This window comes from Pantoea sp. DY-17 (assembly GCF_019795975.1).
Classification (GTDB): Bacteria; Pseudomonadota; Gammaproteobacteria; order Enterobacterales; family Enterobacteriaceae; genus Pantoea; species Pantoea leporis.
This window is the reverse complement of sequence record NZ_JAIMIG010000001.1, coordinates 1,473,776-1,490,282: the sequence shown is the minus strand read 5'-3', so window position 1 is coordinate 1,490,282 and position 16,507 is coordinate 1,473,776. Positions and strand designations below refer to the sequence as shown.

Sequence of the window (16,507 nt, the reverse complement as noted above, 5' to 3'; positions counted from 1 at the left end):
GTAGCGGCGCGATTTATAGCGCAATGCATTGCGCCGCTACAATGTGCGCGCTCAATGATTTGAGAGGTCATCTCTTGATGGGCAACCAGGGCACAACACATTGCGTCGCCTGCTTACCTACATTCTGATTTTTTCGTTTTCTGCCTTAATCGAAACCAGACATGTCCGGCACTTGCATCAGAATATGCTAGGGTAGACTTATGCAGTTTTGTGAGCCACCTCTAATTCTGAACCGGGTCGAACCCTATTTTTAGCTATGTTATTTACTTTGTTATCACCCAAAAGCGTGCGTTATCTCTCTGGTTTTTCACTACTTGCCGCATCCGCGCCTGCGCTGGCGTTGATCTCTGACACTAAACTTGCCGATGCGCCGTTTAGCGATCCCACACGTTTTCAGAAAATGGCCGATCAGTTGCCTGCATTGGGTTACCAGGATGAAACGGAAGCGTTCAACAAAAAACTGGCGACCATTGCCAAAAGCATTGGTGAAGCCAGCCAGAACAGTACGGACGACAATGCCCTTGGCCAGCAGGCTGGGCTGTGGGCCTTTAACCATTTCCGCGATGAAGTGGGCAATCGACTGGTTGATGAAGGCCAGTCGCTGTTGTCACCGTATGGCAATGCTCAAATCGATTTCAATGTGGATATGGAGGGCAATTTTGCCGGAAGCGGTGCTTCGCTGCTGACACCCTGGGCGGATAACTATCGCTATCTGACCTTCAGTCAGGTCGGCTTTCATCAAACTGATGATGGGCTGGTCGGCAATGCTGGCCTCGGGCAACGTTGGGTGGCAGGAAAATGGCTGCTGGGCTATAACGGTTTTGTCGATCGCATGTTCAGCAGTGGCCTACAGCGCGCTTCGCTGGGGACCGAAGCATGGGGCGATTATCTGCGCTTCTCCGCCAACTACTATACGCCGCTCTCAGGTTGGCAGGATCGCAATCCCTTCCAGCAGCAGCGCATGGCGCGCGGCTATGATTTCACCACCCAAGGCTATTTGCCGCACTATCGCCAACTCGGTGCGTCAGTAAGCTGGCAGCAATATCTGGGCGATAACGTCGATTTGTTTAGTTCCGGCAACCGCTACCATAACCCATCGGCGTTGACCTTTGGCGTCACCTACACGCCGGTGCCGCTGGTGACCTTATCCGCCAGCCATAAAACCAGCGACAGCGGTGAGAGCCAGGATCAGCTCGGCTTGCGTCTCAACTATCGCTTTGGCGTGGCGCTCAGCCAGCAGCTGAGTCCAGATAACGTAGCGGCGGCGCACTCACTGCGCGGCAGTCGCTACGATAACGTGACGCGCAGCTATACGCCGGTGCTGGAATATCGCCAGCGTAAAACGCTGTCGGTGTTTCTCGCTACGCCGCCGTGGCAGCTGAATGGCGGAGAAAGTTTGCCGCTGAAACTGCAAATCCGCAGCACCAATCCGATCGCTAAAGTGATGTGGCAGGGCGATACCCAGGCGCTGAGCCTGACGCCGGGTGCCAATCCCAACGATCCACAGGGCTGGAGTGTGATCCTGCCCGCGTGGGATAACTCGCCGGGTGCGCATAACAGCTATCGACTGTCGGTGGTGTTAGAAGACAGCAAACAGAACCGGGTCACCTCGAACGAAATCGTCCTGCAATTGCAACCGCCGTTCTCACTGGAACAGGGCGATGATGAGCGCTTTGATTTGATGGCGCCGTAATCGCCTCGCACCAATAAAAAAGGGCAGCTTTCGCTGCCCTTTGCGCATATTCAGCCGACACTAGCCGAACAGCCATGAGGGTATTGCCACTTAGAACTGGTAAATCAGACCCACAGCGGTGACATCATCAGAAGCGATGCCCAACGCATTATCATCTTTCAACAGGTTGATCTTGTATTCAGCATACACAGACATGTTTTTGTTGAAGTAGTAGGTTCCACCTACAGCGACGTATTTGGTGAGATCGACATCACCAATATTTTCAATCTCTTTGCCTTTCGATGAAACATAGCCGATTGAAGGACGCAGTCCGTTAATGAACTGATACTGCGCAACGGCTTCAAAGTTAACGGCTTTGTTAGCGAAGCCACCAGTGATTGGGGTTGCGTTGAGCGTTTCGCCGTACATGGTTGCCAGGTAAATCTGGTTAGCATCGTATTTCAGGCCCGTGGTCCAGTGCTGTGCTTTCTCGCCTTCGCCACGTAAGGCCTGGTTCTGCGTATTGGTACGATCCAGGCTCGCGTAAGCGCCAACCAGGCTCAGACCGAAATCGAAATCATAAGAAGTGGAGAGCGCGAAGCCATCACCATTCGAACGGCGTACGGCAACGTTTGCATCGTTACGATCGTTTTTACCTTCGTACTGTGCAGCAACGTTCCAGCCTTTCACCAGACCGAAGAAATCTTTGTTGCGCCAGGTCAACACGCCACCTGAGCGGCTAGACAGGAACCCATCAGAGTAACCTTGATCGCCACCAAAGAAGGGCAGCATATCGGTGTAACCCAGCACGTCATAAATCAAACCGTAGTTACGACCGTAATCGATCGAGCCGAACTGACCAAACTTCAGGCCAGCAAAGCCCAGGCGGGTTCTGTTACCGCTGTTGGCATCGCTGCCTTCAGAGTTGCTCAGGCTGTACTGGTACTGCCATTGACCGTAGCCGGTCAGTTGATCGTTGATCTTGGTTTCGCCTTTAAAACCAATACGGGTATAAGACGAGGTATCACCATTTGACCCTTCGTTATCGGAGAACAGATGCGAGACGTTAATTTTGCCGGTCAGGTCCAGCTTGTTGCCATCTTTGTTATAGATTTCGGCGGCCTGAGCCGAAGAAAGTCCCAGCAGTAAAGGCATCACTGCTGCCAGTAAGGAGCGCTTCATCATTTAATTTTTACCCTGTGATATTTTTTAATTTTGTCCCCATCTGCGGGGTGAAAAGAAAATGACACAAAAGGTTCAAGATCGACAGTGCAATATATGTAACTAAATATTTCTCGTTAACTTTTTGTGTGATTTTTAATCTTAAATTCCATTATGTGGAATTTTGTATTGGTTAAACTTATCCATAAGACAACGTGTGTAATGATGATCTTAATATTTATAACTATGATTTTATTGAATAATTTTAAATTTAAAGATGCGTAAATAAAATCAGTAGCTTGTTCGTGAAATAGCACAAGCCTATGCATTATTGTTCAATAGCAAATATCTGAACCCAACTAATCATTAGCAGAGTAATTATCGGCTTCATGCCTTTGTGTCCTTTTATTTCTGTTCTGATAATAACCCTGGTCACAAAATGTTATTTAGGTTTTCGCTTAACAATGAACTGGCGAAATAATATTCAATCCCGCGAGGCAAATGTTAAAACCTGATTAATTCCCCGGTCGCTAAATTTGCACCGCGCTATCACTTTCCTGCACCAATCAGGCACATTGCGCCCCAAAAAAGTGCGTTTATCGCATTAATTTGGCGAAATATTTCCTGCCCGATCACAAAAGCAATATTTCATTTTGCCGATGCATAAATCCGCTAAATAAATTGCTGCTATTCAGCCTGCATCAGACTGGTATTCACTTTTTATGCAATTAAAGTGAATATCAGTACATGTTAAGTTATTGATATTACGTAGTGATAAGACGATTATGCATTTTTGCGGCTGGCTGGCACGCTATCTGCAATATACAGTAGAGCTGCCACTTAACATTTTTAACAATTTCAAAACAAAAGGCTTCACCGGGTGTGGAGCAGGAGAAAGGGCTATGTCACTGCAGGTTTCACGTCAGAATTTCGATCAATGGATGATGCCAGTTTATGCACCCGCGGCTTTTGTTCCGGTCCGCGCGGAAGGTTCAACGCTGTGGGATCAGCAAGGCAAAGAGTATATCGATTTTGCCGGTGGCATTGCGGTTAACGCATTGGGACATGCGCATCCGGCGTTGCAGCAGGCGCTGATCGAACAGGCCGGCAAACTGTGGCATACCGGTAACGGCTACACCAATGAACCGATCCTGCGTCTCGCCAAGCAGTTGATTGATGCCACTTTTGCCGATCGCGTGTTCTTCTGTAACTCCGGCGCTGAAGCGAATGAAGCGGCGCTGAAACTGGCACGTAAAACCGCACACGACCGTTTCGGTGCTGAGAAAAATGGCATCGTTGCCTTTAATAATGCTTTCCACGGTCGCACGCTGTTTACCGTGACAGCGGGCGGACAACCGGCCTATTCCCGGGATTTTGCGCCGCTGCCACCGGCGGTCGAACACGCTAATTTCAACGATCTGGCCTCGGCGGCCGCGCTGATCAATGACCAAACCTGCGCGGTGATCGTCGAGCCGATTCAGGGTGAAGGCGGCGTCCTGCCAGCCGATCCCGCTTTCCTGCGCGGACTGCGTGAACTCTGCGACAAACATCATGCGCTGCTGATTTTTGATGAAGTGCAGAGCGGCGTGGGTCGTACCGGTTCGCTGTATGCCTATATGCATTACGGCGTGACCCCGGATGTATTAACCACCGCCAAAGCGCTGGGTGGCGGCTTCCCGATTGGCGCAATGCTGACGCGTGAAGATCTGGCGCAGGTGATGGGCGTGGGCACGCACGGCACCACCTACGGCGGCAACCCGCTGGCGGGCGCAGTCGCGGGCAAAGTGATGGAGCTAATTAATCAGCCGGAATTTATGGCCGGCGTGACCCAGCGTCATCAATGGTTTGTTACGGCGTTGCAGGAACTGAACAGGCGTCTGCCGGTATTTAAAGAAGTGCGTGGATTGGGGCTGCTGATTGGCGCCGTGCTGAACGACGATTTCGCCGGTAAAGCCAAACAGTTCAACCTCACGGCGGCCGAAGAGGGCGTGATGGTGCTGATAGCAGGCGCCAACGTGGTACGTTTCGCGCCAGCGCTGAACATCAGCGAGCGCGAAGTAAAAGAAGGTTTGGCGCGCTTCGAACGTGCCTGTGAACGCGTGCTCAAAGGAGCCACATCATGATGGTGATTCGCCCCGTTGAACGTGACGATCTCTCGCAGTTGTTGTCGCTGGCGGGCAAAACCGGGGGCGGCTTAACCTCGCTGCCCGCGGATAGCGAAACGCTTAAAGCCCGTATTGAGCGTTCGCTGCTCACCTGGCAAGGTGCCTTGCCGCCTGCTGAGCAAGGCTATGTGTTTGTGCTGGCCGACAGCGAGGATAATCGCGCCGTCGGCATTTGCGCCATCGAAGCGGCGGTGGGTTTGCAGGATCCCTGGTACAACTTCCGCGTTGGCACACAGGTGCACGCCTCGAAAGAGCTGAACGTTTACGCCAGTTTGCCGACGCTGTCGCTCAGCAACGATCATACCGGCAGCAGCGAACTCTGCACATTGTTCCTCGATCCCGATTACCGCGATGGAAAAAATGGCCATCTGCTGTCGAAATCGCGCTTTCTGTTTATGGCCAACTTCCGCGACCGCTTTATGCAACATGTGGTGGCGGAGATGCGTGGCGTCAGTGATGACAATGGCCACTCGCCATTCTGGGACAGCGTCGGCAGCCGCTTCTTCTCGATGGAGTTCAGCAAAGCCGACTTTCTGAGCGGCACCGGGCAAAAAGCCTTTATCGCCGAGCTGATGCCCAAACATCCGCTCTACATTCATTACCTGTCTGAAGCGGCGCAAAAAGTGATTGGCGAAGTCCATCCGAAAACCGCGCCCGCGCGTGCGGTGCTGGAGGCGGAAGGTTTCCGCTATCTCAACTATGTCGACATCTTCGATGGCGGCCCGACGCTGGAGTGCGAAATTGATCGCATTCGTGCCATTCGCAAGAGTCGCCAGTTAACTGCGGAGAGCGGTGCAGCCGATGAAAGCTGGCCGCTGTGTCTGGTGGCCAACGCGGATTATCAGCATTTCCGCGTGGCGCTGCTGCCGGTGGATATGGCATCCGGCACGGTAAAACTGACTGAAAGCCAGCGCGCGGCGCTGCATTGCAACATTGGCGATCAACTGCGTGTGGTCACGCTGTGTCGCGAGGAGAAAAAAGCATGACGCATTTTATTCAAGGTCAATGGGTGACCGGCGGCGCTGACGCCCTGAGCAAACACAATCCGGTAACCGGCGAAACGCTGTGGCAGGGCAAAGCGGCATCGGCAGCGCAAGTGGCTGCGGCCTGCGAAGCGGCGCGCGCGGCGTTCCCGCAGTGGGCGAGAAAACCGTTTGCGGAGCGTCAAGCGCTGGTGGAAGGGTTTGCCCGTTTGCTTGAAAGCCACAAAAACGCGCTGGCGGAAACCATCGCCCAGGAAACCGGCAAGCCGCGCTGGGAAACGCTGACCGAAGTGCAGGCGATGATCAACAAAATCGCCATCTCGATTAAGGCCTATCACAGCCGCACCGGCGAACAGGCCGATGGCGAGAGCTCGCTGCGCCATCGTCCGCACGGCGTGCTGGCGGTGTTTGGTCCGTATAATTTTCCTGGCCATCTGCCGAACGGCCATATTGTGCCAGCTTTGCTGGCGGGTAACTGCGTGGTGTTTAAGCCGAGCGAGCTGACGCCGTTGACGGCGGAGAAAACCGTGCAGCTGTGGCAGCAAGCCGGTTTACCCGCGGGCGTAATGGCGCTGCTGCAAGGCGGTCGTGAAACCGGCCAGGCGCTGGCCAATGCGGCACAAATTGATGGTCTGCTGTTTACCGGCAGCGCCGCCACCGGCTATCACCTGCATCGTCAGTTCGCCGGACAGCCAGAAAAAATGCTGGCGCTGGAGATGGGCGGCAACAATGCGTTGATTGTTGAAGATCCTGCGGATCTTGATGGTGCGGTACACATCGCCATTCAGTCGGCCTTTATTACCGCCGGACAGCGCTGCACCTGTGCGCGTCGTCTGCTGGTGAAGCGCGGTGCGGCGGGCGATGCCTTCCTGCAGCGTTTGGTTGAGGTCAGTGCGCGCTTGCAGCCTGGCGCGTGGAATGCCGAGCCGCAGCCGTTTATGGGCAGCGTGATTTCACCCACCGCCGCCGGACATATTTTTGCCGCCTGGCAGCAGCAGGTGGAAAAGGGCGGGAAAGTGATGCTCGGCATGCACTGGCCGGACCGCGACAGTGCCATCATCACGCCGGGCATCATTGATGTGACCGAAGTGAAAGATTTAGCGGATGAAGAAGTCTTTGGTCCGTTGCTGCAGGTGATTCGTTACGACAGCTTCGAGCAGGCGATTGCTATCGCCAATAATACCCGCTATGGCTTGTCGTGCGGTCTGATTTCGCCGCAGCGCGCGCAGTTTGATCAGCTATTGCTGGAGGCGCGCGCCGGTATCGTTAACTGGAACAAACCGCTGACCGGCGCGGCCAGCACCGCCCCCTTTGGTGGCATTGGCGCATCCGGGAATCATCGTGCCAGCGCGTGGTACGCCGCCGATTACTGTGCATGGCCAATGGCGTCGCTGGAGAGCCCAAGCCTGGCGCTGCCGGGCAGCTTAGCGCCGGGCCTCGATTTCTCCGCGCAGGGAGCGAAATAATGCAAGCATTTGAAGCGAACTTTGATGGGCTGGTCGGCCTGACACATCACTACGCGGGATTGTCGTTTGGTAACGAAGCCTCGACGCGCAATCAGCTGCAGCCCTCGAATCCGCGTCTGGCGGCGAAGCAGGGTTTGCTGAAGATGAAAGCGCTGGCGGATATGGGCTACGTGCAGGGTGTAATCCCGCCGCACGAACGTCCTAATCTGCCGCTGCTGCGCCAGCTCGGCTTTGGCGGCAGCGATGAGCAGGTGCTGGCGCAGGCGGCTAAGCACGCGCCGCAGCTGCTGTCGGCGGCCAGCTCAGCCTCAGCGATGTGGGTGGCGAATGCCGCCACGGTGTCGCCGTCGGCGGATAGCGCCGATGGTCGCGTGCATTTCACCGTCGCCAATCTGAATAACAAATTCCATCGCGCCATTGAGGCACCGGAAACTGCCGATCTGCTGCGCGCGATTTTCCGTCATCCGCAGCACTTCTGCGTGCACGATGCGCTGCCGCAGGTGGCGCAGTTCGGTGATGAGGGCGCGGCCAATCACAATCGTTTCGGCAGTGATTACGGTGATGCGGGCGTGCAGCTGTTTATTTATGGCCGTGATGGGCAACAGCAGGGCACAACGCCAGCACGTTATCCGGCGCGTCAAACGCGGGAAGCCAGCGAAGCGGTGGCACGTTTGCATCAGCTTGATGCGCAGCGCACGCTGTTTGCCCAGCAAAATCCAGCTGTGATTGATCAGGGCGTGTTCCATAACGATGTGATTGCGGTGAGCAATCAGCAGGTGCTGTTCTGCCATCAGGATGCCTTTGTGAACCAGCCGCAGTTGCTGAGTGACATCGCCGCCCGCGTTAGCGGTTTCCAGCCGATTGAAGTGCCGCGCGATAAAGTATCGGTAACCGATGCGGTCAACACCTATCTGTTTAATAGCCAGCTGTTGCAGCGCGCCGACGGCGGTATGCTGCTGGTGCTGCCAGAAGAGTCACGCCAGCATACAGGCGTGTGGCGTTATCTCACTGAGCTGGTGGAGAGCGGCGGGCCAATCCGTGAACTGAAAGTTTTCGATCTGCGTGAAAGCATGTTTAACGGTGGCGGTCCGGCCTGTTTGCGTCTGCGCGTGGTGTTAACCGAAACCGAGCGTCAGGCGCTGAATCCGGCGGTACTGATGAACGATCGCCTGTTTGCCACGCTCAACGATTGGGTGGAACGCCACTACCGCGATCGCTTAACTCAGGCCGATTTAGCCGACCCGCAACTGCTGCGTGAAGGGCGCACCGCGCTGGATGAGCTGACGAAGCTGCTAGACTTAGGCAGTGTCTACGCGTTTCAGCGTTAACGCCGGGGTGAGAGGTTCGCCCCACGTCGTTAAAAAGGAGTGAACATGCAGGATTTTTTACAGCAGACCTTGTCTGGTGAGCCGCCACAGCAAAGAGAGGGCAGCAACGATCATCTCAGTTGGCAATGGCACAACGAGGGACTGATGTCCCTCACGCCGCATACGCCCACACAGCAGGCGCTGGTGCTCTCTGCGGGCATCCACGGCAATGAAACCGCGCCGGTTGAGATTCTCAATCTGTTGCTGACGCCACTCTTAAAAGGCGAGAAGCCGCTGGCAGTGCGCTTACTGGTGATTTTGGGTAATCCCGCCGCGTTGCGCAGCGGCAAGCGCTACCAGCAACATGATATCAACCGCCTGTTTGGTGGGCGCTGGCAGCAGGTGGCCGATGTACCCGAAGCGCAGCGCGTGCTGCAGCTGGAGCAGGAGCTGGAGAGTTTCTGGCGCGCCTGTCTCGATCATGAAGTGCGCTGGCACCTCGATCTGCATACCGCGATTCGCGGCTCGTATCATGCGCGTTTTGGCGTGATGCCGCTGAATTCCAATCCGTGGCCCGAGGCGTTTATGCACTGGCTGGCCGCGGCAGAAATGGAGGCGCTGGTGTTCCATCGTTCACCGGGCGGCACCTTCACCCATTACAGCTGCGAGCACCATAATGCGGCGAGCTGCACGCTGGAGCTGGGCAAGGCTTTGCCGTTTGGTGAGAACGATTTAAGCCAGTTTGCTGGCGTACAGCGGGCGCTGGCGGCGTTGCTGTATGGCGATGCCTTGCCGGAGGTGCGTGAGCAGCCGCGCCATTATCGCGTGGCGCAACAGCTGACCCGGCACGGCGATAAGTTTGTGTTGCACATGGGGCCGGAGACGCTGAACTTTACCGCTTTCCCGCAGGGCACGCTGCTGGCGGAGGAGGGTGACCGGCGTTACTACGTGCAGCAGGCGCGCGAGTATGTGCTGTTTCCCAATCCGAATGTCGCGCCAGGATTGCGCGCGGGGCTGATGCTGGTGGAGGAGAATGAACAGACGCAGGCGCTGGCGTTGTGATTTTCCCTCACCCTAACCCTCTCCCGCAGGCGGGAGAGGGAACCGAACGAGCGAATATTTGTATTGAGTAACATGTGGCAGCGTTTCCCTCTTCCGGTGGGAGAGGGCCAGGGTGAGGGCATCAACGCGCCGACATTTCCCTTCCTGAAAACCGACAATACCGTTACACTCCTCCTTAATTCCTGCGTTTTTCCCTTGATTGTCATAAACTTTTTCAATTCCTCACGCATTTCTTCTCTTTCTCTCCATGATTGCCTGATCTCTGTCTTTTATGCTTTCAGGGCTTTACTCAGCCTCTGAGTAGTTGACGTTCAGCGTCGTATGCTTGTTTCCGAAGACGCGACACAGGCTGTCGTCATTAAACTGATAAGTAAGGACAATATTATGCGTAAATTAACTTCTGTGTTCCTGGCTACCGCAATGGCTTTTGGTGCTGCAAATATCGTCCATGCAGCGGCAGACAACCTGACTCCGCCGCCAGCAGGCAGCGAAAAACCGATGCACAAGCCGCCGATGCGCCATCACGGTATGGAGATGATGTTTAAAGGTCTGAACCTGACCGATGCGCAGAAAGCGCAGATCAAAACGATTCTGCGTGATGGACATAAAGAGATGAAACGCCCGTCGCTGGAAGAGCGTCGTGCTGACCATGCCATCATCGCTTCCGATACCTTTGACCGTGCGAAAGCCGAAGCGCAGGCTGAGAAGATGACGGCGAATGCCAAAGATCGCGCGCTGCAGATGATGGAAACTCAGAACAAGATCTACAACGTGCTGACACCAGAGCAGAAAAAACAGTACAACGCGAACTTTGAGAAGCGCTTAACTGAGAAAGGCCCGCACGATGGCAAAACGCCACCACCGCCGGCTGATGCTGAATAAGTTCTTTCGCTAACTGAATAGAGACCGCCGGGGTTGTCCATCGCATCTGATGCTTTGGGCAACCTCGGCGGTTTTGTTTTACAGCTCGATCAGCGGGAACACACCAGAAAGCAGCGGACGGCAGAGAATTTTGTAGCCGTCATGATCAAAGCCGTGCGAGGCGCGCTGCAGCTGGCGCGCTTCGGCCTCGCTGCTGACCGATCCCAGCCAGAACCAGTGATCGATCACATGGATTTGCGTAATGTTTGTCCCCGTTTCCACCATGCCAACCGGGCCTTGCCACGGCCAGCATTGAATGCGCATCTGCTCTAATGCCGCATGCAGGCGCTGCTGATGCTCAGCAACCGACTCGTTACCACAGCAGGCACCGGCGCAGCGTTTTAGTGCAGCACGAAAACAGCCGCGTCCTAGACGCAACGACTCCAGCCCCAGCAAGCCGTGGCACAAGCGCTGCTCATCGGCGATGGCTTTTAGCTTCTCCAGCGCGGCAAAGCGACTGCGAAACAGGCCATAAAGATTGGGCGAGCGGGAGAAGTCGAGATCCTTTGCATACACCACCTGCGGCGCACCGTCGCCCAGCTGCAGCGAACAGAGCTGGCGGTTCTTACGCAGGCGCTTATTAAACAGCGGCTGTTGCGTTTTGATCATCTGCGCTTCCAGCAGCTGAGCGCCGACGTCGCCAGCGGTCGGGATCCAGGTGACGCGCCGCGCCTGACGCAGCATTTTGGCTTCATCCGGCGCCCGGAAATGCGCCATCACCCGACTGCGCAGGTTGACGCTTTTGCCGATATACAGCGGCAGATTTTCGCTTTCACCGTGAAAGGTATAGACGCCCGGCTGGTTGGGTAAACCTTCCAGCCACTGACGTAGATGTTCGGGATATTGATAGATGGCTGCCGCATCGAAATCGAGGCGGTGGCTGGCTGCACGTCTGACCAAAGCACACTCCAATTACTGGTTGTCCATCCAGTGTATCAAACTGTGCTTTTTCTCGCCAGTCAGCGGCGATGAGAAAGTTTCCCGCCCGGACGGCGGGAAACGCCATGCACTTACTTCTTCCAGAAGTCGTCGAACACGGTGATCGGCGGACGACGTTTGTGCTCGGTTTTCAGATACCAGCCTTCGATGGTTTTTGCTGCGGCGGCATCGATGGTCTTGCCTTCCAGGTAGGCATCGATTTGCTGATAAGTCACGCCGAGCGCCACTTCATCCTGCAAGCCAGGACGATCATCTTCCAAATCGGCAGTAGGATGCTTGAGATAGAGGTGTTCCGGGCAGCCCAGCGTTTTCAGCAGTTGTTTGCCCTGGCCTTTATGCAGGCGGAAGATCGGGTTGATGTCGCTGCCGCCGTCACCGTACTTGGTGAAGAATCCGGTGATCGCCTCTGCCGCATGGTCAGTACCGACCACCACGCCTTTGGTCATGCCGGCGATGCTGTACTGCGCTTTCATGCGCTCACGCGCTTTTTCATTGCCGCGCACGAAATCCGATACCGTAATACCCGCATCTTTCAACGCACGTTCGCTGGCCAGGATCGCTTCTTTGATGTTCACCACCAGCGTGCGATCGGGTTGGATAAATGCCAGCGCATCCTGACAATCCTGCTCATCGGCCTGCACGCCATACGGCAAACGCACGGCAATAAAGGTGTAATCGTTATCGCCGCTCTCTTCACGCAGTTCGCGAATCGCGGTTTGCGACAAAATGCCGGTCAGTGTCGAATCCTGGCCGCCGCTGATGCCGAGTACCAGCGTTTTCAAAAAGGGATGGGCTTTCAGGTAAGACTTCAGAAAATCAACGCTGACGCGGATCTCCTGCTGCGGGTCGATAACCGGTTTTACACCAAGGGCTTCAATGATTTCCTGTTGCAGTGACATGAACCTCTCCTCAAGTCAGTAGCCTGACGGCACAATGCGAATCATCTGCTAAAGCTAACGCCTCTCCCCACAAACAACAAGCCGCATGGCTGGTTGTTCAGGTTATTTGCTGGCAAATCAGACGTTTTTTGCCTTCTGCACCAGCAGATTGAACGACACGATCGCCAGCATAAAGCAGCCAAAGATGGTGCCGGTCATGCTCGCAACCGAGGTGCCGCCCAGCCCGGTAATGGGTACGCTGATGGCACCAAAGGTGAACATGCCGACGCCAATCACCGCCGAGGCGCTGCCCGCGCGCTGGCCCTGGCTTTGCATCGCCAGCGAAGAGGCGGTGGTGGCGATCACGCCGTTACTGGCAATGGTAAAGAACAGCGCAACCAGCAGAACTGGCAGCGCTGCGTCGGTAAGTCCCGCCAGCAGCAAGCAACTCGACGCAACAAACGCCAGCGTCAGGCCACCTTTCAGTACGCGATATTCTCCCCACAGCGGACAGAGGCGCGCACTGGTTTGTGATGCAATAATCAGGCCGAAGCCGTTGGCAGCGAAGCAGAAGCTAAAGGCTTGCGGCGTCAGGCCATACAGCTGTTGCAGTACAAACGGCGAGGCGCCGATATAGGCAAACATGCCGGACATCATAAAACCTTGCGTCAGGCAGAAGCCCATAAACTGCCGATGCGTGACGACCTGGCCGAGCGCCGCCCAGGCGGAAAAGATCGAGCCCTGACTGCGGCGCGCTGGTGGTAAAGTTTCGTGCAATTTCCAGCGGGCAAGGAAGATCAGCAGGACGGCAATGCAGCCGAGCACCACGAAAATGCCGCGCCAGTTAAGCACCGTCATCAAGGCGCCGCCCAGCACCGGCGCACCAATCGGCGCTAAACCGTTGACCAGCATCAGCAGTGCAAAGAAACGCGTCAGCTCATGGCCGCTGTACATATCTCGGGCAATGGCACGCGACAGCACCGCGCCGCCGGCGCCTGCCAAACCTTCAAACAGACGCGCCACCAGCAGCGAGTGGATGTCTTTTGCCAGCGCACAGCCAATCGAGGCAATAAACAGCAGCACCAGCGATAACAGCAGCGGACGGAGGCGACCAAACTTGTCGCTCATTGGCCCAAACAGCAATTGACCCGCACCCAAACCCAGTAAGCCAGCGGTGAGGCTCAGCTGCGCCGTGGCGGTTTCGGTGTGCAGATCGCGCGCCAGCTCCGGCAGCGCCGGCAGGTAAAGGTCGATACAAAGTGGCCCGAGGGCAGCGAGCAGGCCCAGCGTGATGGCATAAACCAGCCGATGAGAAGGTGCAGGTGTCATTAATCCTCTGTCTTTATTCATTGCTATAGGTATTTTTTCGCGGGTGATTATACGAACCGTAGCGCATCAACACAGCATTTTTACCAAATCCTAACGCTTCGGAATTTAGCTAAATTTATCCCATAAAGTTGATAAATCTGGATTTATGTTCCAGGCTAATTTCACACGGACAAAAAAACGAGGAACAACAACATGAATAAAGTGATGGGATGTATCGCTGCCGCTATGACGCTGGCAGCCCTGTCTGGTTGTACGACTTATGACAAAGCCGAAAGCTACGTAACCAAGCCGGTAGTGAAGGATGTTAAGAAAGGCATGACGCGCGATCAGGTTCGCCAGATTGCCGGCCCAGCGTCTACTGAAATTACCATGGTTCACGCTCGCGGCACTTGCCAGACTTACGTAATTGGCGAGCGCGACGGCAAACCGCAGACCTACTTCGTGAGCTATAACGATACCGGTCGCGTCATGAACTACGGTTTCCAGAGCTGTAAAGACTACGATACCGATCCGCAAGCGGCTCAGTAATCGCAGCAGAATAAGAAACGGCCCGTCATTGACGGGCCGTTTTTCGTTGTGGCGCTTATAAACCGTAAGGACGCGGCACTTCGATATACTCGCCGCCGATCTCGCGCTGGTAGTAATGACCTTCCTGCACGTAATAACGCTTGCCGTTGAAATCCAGCACGCGCATACCGCCGCCCGGCGGGGCTTCAGGCGGCTGCACCACCACATAGGTGTCGCCCTGACGCTGATAGTAGTTACCGTTCAGCATGTAATAGGTCAGACCGCCCAGCAACACGGCGGTTGCCGCTTCGGGTAGGAAACGCAGCGGGCCGGGACCGCCCCAACGTGGACCTCCGCCCCAATGCGGGCCTGGGCCGGGGCCCCAACCGCCGGGATGGGCAAAACTGATGGCTGGTGTTAATAAGGTTAACGCCAGCACCGAGGCGATAACTGTTTTCATCGGTGATTCTCCTGCTGTGATTAACAGCAGAATTGGCCTTCCTGAGCGAAAACTCAAGCGAAAAGCGGCTGATTTTTCCTCTGTTTACCATGCTTAACGCTTTCCTGACGCTAGCGCCATGATTGGGTCGAATTGGGGAGGAAAGCGGGGAAGGACGTCATAAACGGCGACCTTATGGAGCATATCGCAGGCATAAAAAAACGGCAGACCTTGCGATCTGCCGTTGTTGCAACTCATCAATTTAGCGGTGTGCCAGTTCGGCGTGCTCGTCGCTCTCCAGCACTTTCTTGTCGGTCAATCCGAGCCAGCGGCTGGTGAGTGAACCGGCGGTCATTGAACCATTAACGTTGAGCGCGGTACGCCCCATATCGATCAGCGGTTCGATGGAGATCAGCAGCGCGACCAGCGTGACCGGCAGGCCCATCGCCGGCAGCACGATCAGCGCGGCGAAGGTGGCGCCGCCGCCGACGCCAGCCACACCGGCAGAACTCAGCGTCACGATACCTACCAGCGTTGCAATCCACATCGGATCAAAAGGGTTGATGCCCACGGTTGGCGCAACCATCACCGCCAGCATGGTGGGATAGAGACCGGCACAGCCGTTCTGACCGATTGTGGCACCAAATGACGCCGAGAAGCTGGCGATCGATTCTGGCACGCCCAGGCGACGCGTTTGAGTCTCCACGTTCAGTGGAATACTGGCGGCGCTGGAACGGCTGGTGAAGGCGAAGGTGATCACCGGCCATACTTTACGGAAGAAGCGCATTGGATTGATGCCGTTAACCGACAGCAGCAGCGCGTGTACGGCAAACATGATCGCCAGACCGAGATAAGAGGCCACCACAAAGCCACCCAGCTTAATGATGTCCTGCAGGTTGGAACCGGCTACTACTTTGGTCATCAGCGCCAGCACACCGTACGGCGTCAGCTTCATGATCAAACGCACCAGCTTCATGACCCATGATTGCAGGGTATCGATCGCTACCAGCACGCGCTCGCCTTTTACCTTGTCATCTTTCAGCAGTTGCAGCGCCGCCACACCGAGGAAGGCGGCGAAAATCACTACGCTGATGATCGAGGTGGGATTGGCGCCCGCCAGATCGGCAAACGGGTTTTTCGGAATGAAGGAGAGCAGCAGCTGTGGCGTGCTGAGATCAGCCACTTTGCCCACGTAGTTGCTCTGAATCGCGCTCAGACGCGCGGTTTCCTGCGCACCTTGCACCAGACCTTCAGCGCTAAGGCCAAACAGGCCGGTCACCAGCACGCCGACCAGCGCGGAGATTGCGGTGGTAAACAGCAGCACGCCAATGGTCAGCACGCTGATTTTACCCAGCGATGAGGCATTGTGCAGACGTGCGACCGCGCTCAGAATCGAGGCGAACACCAGCGGCATCACGATCATCTGCAACAATTGCACGTAGCCGTTACCGACGATATTGAACCAGCCAATCGACGCTTTCACGGTTGGGCTGTTTTCGCCATAGATGGTTTGCAGAGCCAGACCAAAGGCCACACCGAAAACCAAACCGGTCAGCACGCGTTTGGACAGGCTCCAGCTTTGGTTGCCAATCCGATTCAGCAGAATCAGTAGTGCGATAAACGCCACGATATTAATAATGAGGGGAAAATCCATGCTCAACTCCAGAGTGTGACGCGC

14 protein-coding genes are annotated in these 16,507 nt (G+C 55.6%); 8 read left to right on the top strand and 6 right to left on the bottom strand.

The features are described 5' to 3' along the window. The first annotated feature begins 256 nt into the window (after positions 1 to 256). Positions 257 to 1,693 (top strand): YchO/YchP family invasin, encoded by a 1,437-nt coding sequence (locus tag K5Y33_RS07075; protein ID WP_222233569.1) that lies wholly within the window; start codon positions 257 to 259, stop codon positions 1,691 to 1,693. Between the two features lie 90 nt (positions 1,694 to 1,783). On the opposite strand, the gene K5Y33_RS07070 is transcribed toward K5Y33_RS07075, so the two are convergent. Continuing rightward, positions 1,784 to 2,857, bottom strand: coding sequence for a porin (locus tag K5Y33_RS07070; protein ID WP_110866000.1), 1,074 nt, complete (start codon positions 2,855 to 2,857; stop codon positions 1,784 to 1,786). Positions 2,858 to 3,735: 878 nt separating this feature from the next. Here K5Y33_RS07070 and K5Y33_RS07065 point away from each other — a divergent pair. The 6 genes from K5Y33_RS07065 (at position 3,736) to spy (ending at position 10,698) form a co-directional block, all read left to right on the top strand. Beyond that, positions 3,736 to 4,956, top strand: a complete 1,221-nt coding sequence (locus K5Y33_RS07065) for an aspartate aminotransferase family protein (protein WP_222233568.1) — start codon at positions 3,736 to 3,738, stop codon at positions 4,954 to 4,956. After that, positions 4,953 to 5,984, top strand: coding sequence for an arginine N-succinyltransferase (gene astA, locus K5Y33_RS07060; RefSeq protein ID WP_222233567.1), 1,032 nt, complete (start codon positions 4,953 to 4,955; stop codon positions 5,982 to 5,984). Before K5Y33_RS07065 ends, astA begins: the two co-directional genes overlap by 4 nt. Next, positions 5,981 to 7,447, top strand: a complete 1,467-nt coding sequence (astD, locus tag K5Y33_RS07055) for a succinylglutamate-semialdehyde dehydrogenase (protein ID WP_222233566.1) — start codon at positions 5,981 to 5,983, stop codon at positions 7,445 to 7,447. The genes astA and astD overlap by 4 nt, the downstream gene beginning before the upstream one ends. Beyond that, positions 7,447 to 8,775, top strand: coding sequence for an N-succinylarginine dihydrolase (gene astB / locus K5Y33_RS07050; RefSeq protein ID WP_222233565.1), 1,329 nt, complete (start codon positions 7,447 to 7,449; stop codon positions 8,773 to 8,775). Before astD ends, astB begins: the two co-directional genes overlap by 1 nt. Positions 8,776 to 8,820: 45 nt before the next feature. Further along, entirely contained in the window at positions 8,821 to 9,816 is a 996-nt protein-coding gene (gene astE, locus K5Y33_RS07045) for a succinylglutamate desuccinylase (protein WP_222233564.1), read from the top strand. 384 nt (positions 9,817 to 10,200) lie between these two features. After that, entirely contained in the window at positions 10,201 to 10,698 is a 498-nt protein-coding gene (gene spy / locus K5Y33_RS07040; RefSeq protein ID WP_137385657.1) for an ATP-independent periplasmic protein-refolding chaperone Spy, read from the top strand. A 78-nt stretch (positions 10,699 to 10,776) separates the two neighbouring features. Here spy and cho read toward each other — a convergent pair whose 3' ends face one another. The 3 genes from cho to K5Y33_RS07025 form a co-directional block, all read right to left on the bottom strand. Beyond that, positions 10,777 to 11,637, bottom strand: a complete 861-nt coding sequence (gene cho, locus K5Y33_RS07035; protein WP_222233563.1) for an excinuclease Cho — start codon at positions 11,635 to 11,637, stop codon at positions 10,777 to 10,779. 110 nt (positions 11,638 to 11,747) lie between these two features. Beyond that, positions 11,748 to 12,575, bottom strand: a complete 828-nt coding sequence (gene nadE, locus K5Y33_RS07030; RefSeq protein ID WP_101764585.1) for an ammonia-dependent NAD(+) synthetase — start codon at positions 12,573 to 12,575, stop codon at positions 11,748 to 11,750. Positions 12,576 to 12,692: 117 nt separating this feature from the next. Further along, positions 12,693 to 13,883 carry a multidrug effflux MFS transporter gene (locus K5Y33_RS07025; protein ID WP_222233562.1) on the bottom strand — a complete coding sequence of 397 codons (1,191 nt, stop codon included), beginning with the start codon at positions 13,881 to 13,883 and terminating at the stop codon, positions 12,693 to 12,695. Between the two features lie 192 nt (positions 13,884 to 14,075). On the opposite strand from K5Y33_RS07025, the gene osmE reads away from it, so the two are divergent. Continuing rightward, positions 14,076 to 14,411 carry an osmotically-inducible lipoprotein OsmE gene (gene osmE, locus K5Y33_RS07020; protein WP_007892614.1) on the top strand — a complete coding sequence of 112 codons (336 nt, stop codon included), beginning with the start codon at positions 14,076 to 14,078 and terminating at the stop codon, positions 14,409 to 14,411. A gap of 55 nt (positions 14,412 to 14,466) precedes the next feature. On the opposite strand, the gene K5Y33_RS07015 is transcribed toward osmE, so the two are convergent. After that, a complete protein-coding gene (locus K5Y33_RS07015; RefSeq protein WP_101764583.1) occupies positions 14,467 to 14,850 on the bottom strand; it encodes a DUF6515 family protein in 384 nt (127 codons plus the stop codon). Positions 14,851 to 15,091: 241 nt separating this feature from the next. Further along, on the bottom strand, positions 15,092 to 16,483 hold the full coding sequence (locus K5Y33_RS07010) for an L-cystine transporter (protein WP_008102914.1): 1,392 nt from the start codon (positions 16,481 to 16,483) through the stop codon (positions 15,092 to 15,094). Positions 16,484 to 16,507 lie beyond the last annotated feature (24 nt).

Excerpts from the sequence above, each read along its gene's own strand:
- K5Y33_RS07075 (WP_222233569.1), top strand. The coding sequence starts at position 257 with ATGTTATTTACTTTGTTATCACCCAAAAGCGTGCGTTATCTCTCTGGT.
- K5Y33_RS07070 (WP_110866000.1), bottom strand. The coding sequence starts at position 2,857 with ATGATGAAGCGCTCCTTACTGGCAGCAGTGATGCCTTTACTGCTGGGA.
- K5Y33_RS07065 (WP_222233568.1), top strand. The coding sequence starts at position 3,736 with ATGTCACTGCAGGTTTCACGTCAGAATTTCGATCAATGGATGATGCCA.
- astA (WP_222233567.1), top strand. The coding sequence starts at position 4,953 with ATGATGGTGATTCGCCCCGTTGAACGTGACGATCTCTCGCAGTTGTTG.
- astD (WP_222233566.1), top strand. The coding sequence starts at position 5,981 with ATGACGCATTTTATTCAAGGTCAATGGGTGACCGGCGGCGCTGACGCC.
- astB (WP_222233565.1), top strand. The coding sequence starts at position 7,447 with ATGCAAGCATTTGAAGCGAACTTTGATGGGCTGGTCGGCCTGACACAT.
- astE (WP_222233564.1), top strand. The coding sequence starts at position 8,821 with ATGCAGGATTTTTTACAGCAGACCTTGTCTGGTGAGCCGCCACAGCAA.
- spy (WP_137385657.1), top strand. The coding sequence starts at position 10,201 with ATGCGTAAATTAACTTCTGTGTTCCTGGCTACCGCAATGGCTTTTGGT.
- nadE (WP_101764585.1), bottom strand. The coding sequence starts at position 12,575 with ATGTCACTGCAACAGGAAATCATTGAAGCCCTTGGTGTAAAACCGGTT.
- K5Y33_RS07025 (WP_222233562.1), bottom strand. The coding sequence starts at position 13,883 with ATGACACCTGCACCTTCTCATCGGCTGGTTTATGCCATCACGCTGGGC.
- osmE (WP_007892614.1), top strand. The coding sequence starts at position 14,076 with ATGAATAAAGTGATGGGATGTATCGCTGCCGCTATGACGCTGGCAGCC.
- K5Y33_RS07015 (WP_101764583.1), bottom strand. The coding sequence starts at position 14,850 with ATGAAAACAGTTATCGCCTCGGTGCTGGCGTTAACCTTATTAACACCA.
- K5Y33_RS07010 (WP_008102914.1), bottom strand. The coding sequence starts at position 16,483 with ATGGATTTTCCCCTCATTATTAATATCGTGGCGTTTATCGCACTACTG.